Raw genomic sequence first — 6,263 nt, 5'->3', positions numbered from 1 at the left:
CAACTACGCATCGCCATGCGCGCCCGCGACCTCGTCGACCAGGGCACCCCCATCGAAGCCGCCTGCCGCATCGTCATCCTCGAAGACCAACTCGAGGAAGCCCTACGCCTCAACGAACAACTCCGCCGCTCCCAGCACGACCAGGAGCCCACCACGGACACCTGACCGGACCGGCAACCTCCCCTGCAGCCGCGGGCGGAGCCTATGGACAGATTCCAGCAGGCTCCGTCGCGCGCTCCGTGTCCGTTCCGTCAACGCGGTGCCCTGGACGAAACCGCCCGGCCAGAGCAGGCTCATCACCAGAAGGGGCTGCCCATGTCTGCCGGACACGGCGTGCGAGCCGAGAACACCGTCCCCACCGGATTGCCACTGCGGATTACGACCACGAGAACCGGCGGGAGCGCCCAGCTCCTCCACCTCGCAGGCGAGGTCGACCAGGACCAGCGCCGGGCGCTGGAGCACGCACCCACTCGCACGCACGGTGGCCGATCGCCCCACGCGGCTGGTCGTCCACATGGCGGCCCCGGCGTTCTGCGATTCCACCGCCGTGAACGCGTTGCTCGGGATCCGAGGCACCGCCGAGGCGGCCGGGGTGGAGCTGACTCTGGCCGCGCTGCCGGCACAGGCCAGGCGCCTGCTGAAGATAACCGGCGTCAACGAGGTCCTCGCCCTGTTCGGAAGCGTCCGTGCCGCCCCGCGGCCGGCGCGGGCGGGTGAGCCGGCCATGGACAGGCCCTCACGCTACGCGGTGACCATGCCCGGGCCGCCGCCCGGCCGGCACGGCCCGCCCGAGGTCGTCATCGTCCACGCCACCGGCGAGGTGACGGCCGACGGCACACCGATCTACCAGGACGAGGCCGGCGCCTTCCGGGTCGCGATCACCGGCGACGTGGCCCGCCCGGTGTCCACCGCGACGGGCCGCGGGCCAGCACACCTGCCTGCACGCCGTACCACTGCCGTGAGCCGGGCCGTAGCCTGCGCGACCGCCCTGTGCCCCAGGCACGAGGGCCGACATCTTTTGCCGCACTCTCTTCGAGGTTCGCTTCGGGACGATCCACTTCTGGACCGCGGGGGCGGTCCACGCGAGGGTTCGGCAGCCGGCGGGAGCGCTGGTTCAGGAGGCGTTGGAGCGCCAGGCATCGCGGGCAGCTCTGGATGCGGACACGGCCTGACGGGCACTGCGGGAGAGCACCTGCTCATCGAGGGCATCAGGCCGTCGGCTGGGAGCGCCGGGGACGCTTACGACTGTCAGTCTTTTCGCACCGGATCCCGCAAGGATCGGGTAGCCCCGGCTGAGGCGGTCTGACTCTTGCTTATGACTGACCCAGTCAGGAGCCTGGAGCCGACTCGCCAAAGCGTCCCCGTGACAGTCCTGTCCGTCCGGCCGGCGACAGCGTGAACCCCACGTTAGCGACCGGAAGGACCAACCGTGCACCACAGCGAGCAGCCCAGGTCCGGGCATGTCGTGATCGGTGTCGACACGCACAAGCACGTGCACGTCGCGGCGGTGATGGACGCGATCGGCGGGATCCTGGCCACCTTGACCGTCCCCACCGACACCGGTGGCTTCCAGCAACTGGCCGACTGGGCCGCCTCGTTCGGCACCGTGTTGGCATTCGGGATAGAGGGCACCGGCTCCTACGGCGCCACGCTGACCTCGTTCCTGCGCAGGGCCGGCCACAAGGTGGTCGAGGCCGGACGCCCGGACCGGCGGCTGCGGCGCATGAACGGCAAGTCCGACACCCTGGACGCAGAGAACGCCGCCCGTGCGATGCTGGCCGGCTTCGCGACGGCCACGGCCGCGATCAGGACCCGCTGGGGCCTCACGGTCGACCAGGCCGAGGCCGACACCGCCGACTGCCCCAACGAGCCGCTCACCGTCATCCGCGCCCGCTGACCCTCACCGGACGGCGCCACCCGGCGATGCGGACCGTCTCCGGCCGGGTGCGGGCTGTTCCAGCGGCCGGAGCAGAGCCTCCCCGTCGGCGAACCGGCCTGCAGTGCCACAAGCCGATCGGGCGTGCCCGGTCTCTGGGAGGATCGTGTCCTGACCTCTGAACTGTCAGAAGAAGGCCGGAGCCGGTTTTTACTGACCGCCGCCGTGCTCCATGGTTTGTCCGGACAGGGGCTGCGTAGAAGCCGGGTGTTCCGCTCGGATGCGCCTGTTGCATGCGGGCCCGAGGAGGGCGGCAGCGTGGGCTGCGGCCGGACACCGGGCCGTGTCATGGTGGAGAGGACGTGATCGCCGTGACGCAGAACCGCGCCGACCGCTGGATGCTCACGTTCCCCGGGCCCGCCGGGTGCCACGGGGAGCAGGACACTGTCGTGGTGGAGCGGCAGGCCGGATTCGGGCCGCACGGGCATCCGGTTTACGCGGATGCCGATTTCACTGTCCGGGTCGAGATCGAGGACGGCGGTCTGGTCCATGTCCTGGACTGCGTTGGCCGACCTGTGCCGGACAACCCCGTCCACGCCCAGCCCCTCTATCGGCCACCGACCTCTCCGCAGTCCCCGCGCAGCCCGCGGACCGTGCCGAAGCCGACGATCAGCCCGTAGTGCAGGTCATGCCGTCCGTACCGGGCGCCGCAGAGAAAGCCGTCCGTTCGACAGGTCCGAGCAGGTCGTCAGAGTTCGCGACAGCCATCGACGTCCGGTCCTGGCGTGTTCCGGAAGGCGGACCCGGACCAGGTTCCGCGCCGGTGTGCGGTCCTGCACCGGGCCCTGGTTCGTCGGTCCCGGTTCAGACAGGGGTGGAGCGCCAGGCATCGCGGGCAGCGCTGGAGGCGGACGCGGCCTGGCGGGCGGTGCGGGCGGCCATCTCTGCAGGGTGGGTTTCCCAGGCGGTGACCATCCGACGTCCGGCAGTGGCCAGGGCGGTGGCGACCAGGGCCACTCCTGCGACGCCCACGAAGGCCCCGGCACCGGCCATGGCAGCGCCTACGGTGAGGAGACGGACGTTCGGCCTGAACTGCTTGGCATGGAAGTGGTTGTTCGGCATGCCTCCACGATGCGCGGCGCGGCCTTCCGCCGCATCCGCGGGCCGTCCGGCGTGTGCCGCCGCGGTGCCGGCCACGCGCCGACCAGGCGCGCCTTGGTGGGGCGGTTCTATGTCTGTCGACCGTCGCGCGTGTCGGGTTCGGTGCCCGGCGCCACGAGTACAGTAGTGCTGCATCTTCGGCGACAGGTTGAAGCCGCCGGCGCTTCCCTGACGAAGAGCGCAAGGCCCCGACTGGGACCGGTTGCGGAATTTGGGGCTACCGCACGGTGCGGTGACCGGTCTTGCGCAGGCGTGCGCCTCCGAGGGCGAGGGCGGTGACGAGGACGATGACGCCGATGAAGAGGAGGTAGAGGAGGTAGAGGAGGTCGTGAGCGGTCACGCCGATGAGGCCGAGCACGACGCGCCACGGGGTGAGGCCGCGGGCGGCCGGGCGATCTGCTGGTTGCGGGTGGCGAGGTCGGCGCGTGGGCGAGACCGCCATTGGCGTGCCAGGTGGCCGCCTGGTCGATTGCAGGCCGCCGTACGAAGGCGAGGGCCGTGTGGCGGTCAGCCGGGTCGGTGAGGCCGATGGCCGGTCAGCTGTCCGGCTTCCCGCTGCCGCCGGTGCGGGCGAGCATCGCGGCCAGCAGCCGCACCGCCCGCTCGGCGTCGGCAAGTTGGTCCGTGGTAGGGAGGACGGCGCCGAAGGCGCGGCCGTCGGGCGCGGGCAGGGCACGCCAGTGAAGAACCGGGGCGAGCTCGCTCGCACACTGCGCGAGGAACCATGCCAGGTGGCCGTGGATGCGCGCGACAGCCAGAGCGAGGCCGGCGAGCGCCTCCCGCAGCCCGGCAAGACGCTCGATCCGCGGCAGCGACTCCTGCACGTCCGCCGGGCCGACAGCACCATCGAGCGCGACGGCAGTCTGCCGGGTCAGCAGCAGATCCGCAGCTGTCGGCTCCCACCCGCCGTCCTCCAACTGCAGCTGCGCCTCCAGGACCGCCTGCTCGATGGCCGTGAACATGCCCATGCGGGGCAGCCTATCGGCTGCCCGCGACCGGCTCCGTGGGCCCGGAGTCTTCCCGGAACGGCCGTCGGCGGACCGCCGCCGGAAGGAGACGCGCGCCAATGGGCACACGCACTCGTCCGAAGCCCGGGCGGCGGCGTGTCTGACGCTGTGTCGGTTTCGTGGTGCCCAGCTGGGGCGGTGGGGCAGACGGAAGCCGTCCGGCGGTGACCGGATCCACCGCCCGCTCCGTGTGCTGACCGTAGGGTCGGGGTCGGGGTCAGTAGTAGTGGCGGCGGCCGCCGACGGCGTGGCCGAGGAGGCCGGCGACCCACAGGATGAGGCCGATGACGGCCAAAACGATGCCGATGGTCCACAGGATCGATATCCCGGTGACGAAGCCGATGACGAGCAGGATGACGCCGAGGATGATCACGGGAACTCCCGAGTGTGGTGCGCGGTGAGTGGTGCGCAGGAGCGGCCCGGTGAGGGGTCGCCGGCATCCTGATTCGCCGGGCTTGCCTGCAGGTGGGCGTATGCCGCAGGGTGCTTGGGCCAAACCACTCCACGGGCCCCGGGCGAGCGTTGAGGTGCCGGCGCAGAACGGGTCGGCGAGGTGGCGATGTGCACGCTCGCGGGCGGCCTTCTCCGGGCACCGAGCCCCAGGTTCGTGTCGTGAAACATCGGGGGTTCTCGGCGGGCTCGGCGGGCCGGGCCGAACGGGTGGAAGCCGGCCGGGGCACGCATGCGGCTGGCGGGCGGGAGAAGACGGTGACCCGCCTGGGGGCATGCGCGGCCGCCGAGAACCGCCGCGCCCCACCACCGCCGAACCGTCGGAGACCTGTAACGAAGGACGGAGGCCAGTGAACCGACCCCACCCGCTGCACCACCGTCGCGCCCGACTCGCCCATCTGGTACGGCGGCTGCTCGCCGCTGACCTGCACGGCGCCATGGATCGCGCGCGCCAAGACCTCGTAGGGGATGCGCCTGCCGGGGCTACGACGGCGGCCCGGTCGCGTTCCGCACCAAGAGCACTCGGTCGGCTGCAGGCCCGAGCGCTCGCGACCCCATTTCTCACGATTCCTTGCGGCGGTCGTGGTTGAGGATGGGCCGGGTGGACAGGCGCCGGGTGAACGCGGAAGCACGAGGAGGAGCGGGTCGTGAACGTTTCCAAGATCGTCTACCGGCCGGTGGGCATGGTGGTGGGCGCCCTCGGCGGTGTGCTGGCGGGAGCCGTGTTCAAGCGCGTGTGGAAGGTGGCCGGGCACGAGGGTGCCCCGAACGCGACGGACGAGGACCGCACCTGGCGCGAGGTGCTCCTTGCGGCGGCGCTGCAAGGCGCGGTGTTTGCGCTGGTGAAAGCGGCGCTCGACCGGGCGGGTGCAGTGGCGGTGGGCAAGGCCACGGGGCACTGGCCGACCAGCGACGACCGCTGACCGGCGCACCGGCGCGGGTGCAGGCCCTGCCACCTTCGCAGTCAGGTGTTCGCTCGCCGCGCCCAGTACCGCCGTCTGCGCCGCGGTGCCGGCCAGGTCCTCCAGCGCGAGGCGCAGCACGGCCCGTGTCCGGGCGGTCAGCGACCAGCCACCCTCTTCGTCGTAGTCGTCGTGGTCCTCCCAGCCGTCCACGTTGTCCGGGCCGGGCGAGCGGAAGAGCCGACGGGGTCGGCGCAGCCATCCAGCTGCGGCTGCTCGGCCGGCACGGCGGCACCGGCCGGGGCCTGTCCGACCTGACGCGTGCGAGTGGGACGGCATGCGCTAGGGGTAGGCGGCCAGCCGTGGCGAGCCCTGGGTGCGCGAGCAACTCGTCGACCTTGCGTGGCGCGGGGTGGCCACCTACGTGCGGGCGCTGGACTTCGGGATGGACGCGGTCGCAGACCAGCGGCGCGCCGAGGCGGGGATCCGGGGGCTGGAGGCCGCTCGTGGCCACGTCCGAGCGTGGGCATCGGTGGCCGGTGGGCGTCCGGGAGATGCTCGCCGCCGGTGTCGACCTGTACGACCCGGAGGGCAAGGAGAACTTTCGTCGGTTGGTCGGGCGGTGCAGGCATTCAGCCTCGGCGCAGGGACTGGGCATGCGCGGGTGTGTCCGGCTCCGGCGGCGATGAGCACCAGGATGTGGACGAGGCCGTTGTCCTCGATTTCCACCCGGACGGTGTGTCCGAGAACCCGACGCGATAGAGACCCGGGGGGGGGGGCCCCCCCGGGGGGGGGGGGGGCCGGGGGGAGGACTGGCCCGCCGCCGCGAGCCCCCCGGGGGGGGGGGCGCGGGGGGGGCCCGGGCGG

At 72.1% G+C, this 6,263-nt stretch carries 8 protein-coding genes and 1 pseudogene; 5 read left to right on the top strand and 4 right to left on the bottom strand.

The features are described 5' to 3' along the window. The 4 genes and pseudogenes from AB0P35_RS41280 to AB0P35_RS41265 form a co-directional block, all read left to right on the top strand. Positions 1-165, top strand: a pseudogene (locus AB0P35_RS41280) (MerR family transcriptional regulator); the annotation flags it as partial. A gap of 94 nt (positions 166-259) precedes the next feature. Beyond that, a complete protein-coding gene (locus tag AB0P35_RS41275; protein ID WP_363521585.1) occupies positions 260-1,306 on the top strand; it encodes a DUF6296 family protein in 1,047 nt (348 codons plus the stop codon). Positions 1,307-1,429: 123 nt separating this feature from the next. Further along, a complete protein-coding gene (locus AB0P35_RS41270) occupies positions 1,430-1,897 on the top strand; it encodes a transposase (protein ID WP_363521583.1) in 468 nt (155 codons plus the stop codon). Positions 1,898-2,238: 341 nt separating this feature from the next. After that, a complete protein-coding gene (locus AB0P35_RS41265) occupies positions 2,239-2,556 on the top strand; it encodes a DUF6296 family protein (RefSeq protein ID WP_363521580.1) in 318 nt (105 codons plus the stop codon). Positions 2,557-2,740: 184 nt separating this feature from the next. Here AB0P35_RS41265 and AB0P35_RS41260 read toward each other — a convergent pair whose 3' ends face one another. The 4 genes from AB0P35_RS41260 to AB0P35_RS41245 form a co-directional block, all read right to left on the bottom strand. Next, positions 2,741-2,998 (bottom strand): hypothetical protein, encoded by a 258-nt coding sequence (locus AB0P35_RS41260; RefSeq protein WP_095877780.1) that lies wholly within the window; start codon positions 2,996-2,998, stop codon positions 2,741-2,743. Between the two features lie 256 nt (positions 2,999-3,254). Then, complete coding sequence (locus tag AB0P35_RS41255) at positions 3,255-3,377, bottom strand: hypothetical protein (protein ID WP_363521578.1); 123 nt, start codon at positions 3,375-3,377, stop codon at positions 3,255-3,257. 196 nt (positions 3,378-3,573) lie between these two features. Continuing rightward, the gene (locus tag AB0P35_RS41250; protein WP_095877779.1) at positions 3,574-4,005 is read right to left on the bottom strand and encodes a hypothetical protein; all 432 of its coding nucleotides are present in this window, start codon (positions 4,003-4,005) and stop codon (positions 3,574-3,576) included. 256 nt (positions 4,006-4,261) lie between these two features. Continuing rightward, positions 4,262-4,417 (bottom strand): DUF6131 family protein, encoded by a 156-nt coding sequence (locus AB0P35_RS41245; RefSeq protein WP_360508620.1) that lies wholly within the window; start codon positions 4,415-4,417, stop codon positions 4,262-4,264. A 724-nt stretch (positions 4,418-5,141) separates the two neighbouring features. Here AB0P35_RS41245 and AB0P35_RS41240 point away from each other — a divergent pair. Beyond that, a complete protein-coding gene (locus AB0P35_RS41240; RefSeq protein ID WP_095877777.1) occupies positions 5,142-5,417 on the top strand; it encodes a DUF4235 domain-containing protein in 276 nt (91 codons plus the stop codon). Positions 5,418-6,263: the final 846 nt, after the last annotated feature.

The sequence above is a fragment of the Kitasatospora sp. NPDC085879 genome, assembly GCF_040686255.1.
Taxonomy (GTDB): domain Bacteria; phylum Actinomycetota; class Actinomycetes; order Streptomycetales; family Streptomycetaceae; genus Kitasatospora.
The sequence above is the reverse complement of the archived record's forward strand: the minus strand, read 5'-3'. Positions and strand labels throughout refer to the sequence as shown.

Coding starts and splice junctions, on each gene's coding strand:
- AB0P35_RS41260 (WP_095877780.1), bottom strand. CDS start 2,998: ATGCCGAACAACCACTTCCATGCCAAGCAGTTCAGGCCGAACGTCCGT.
- AB0P35_RS41250 (WP_095877779.1), bottom strand. CDS start 4,005: ATGGGCATGTTCACGGCCATCGAGCAGGCGGTCCTGGAGGCGCAGCTG.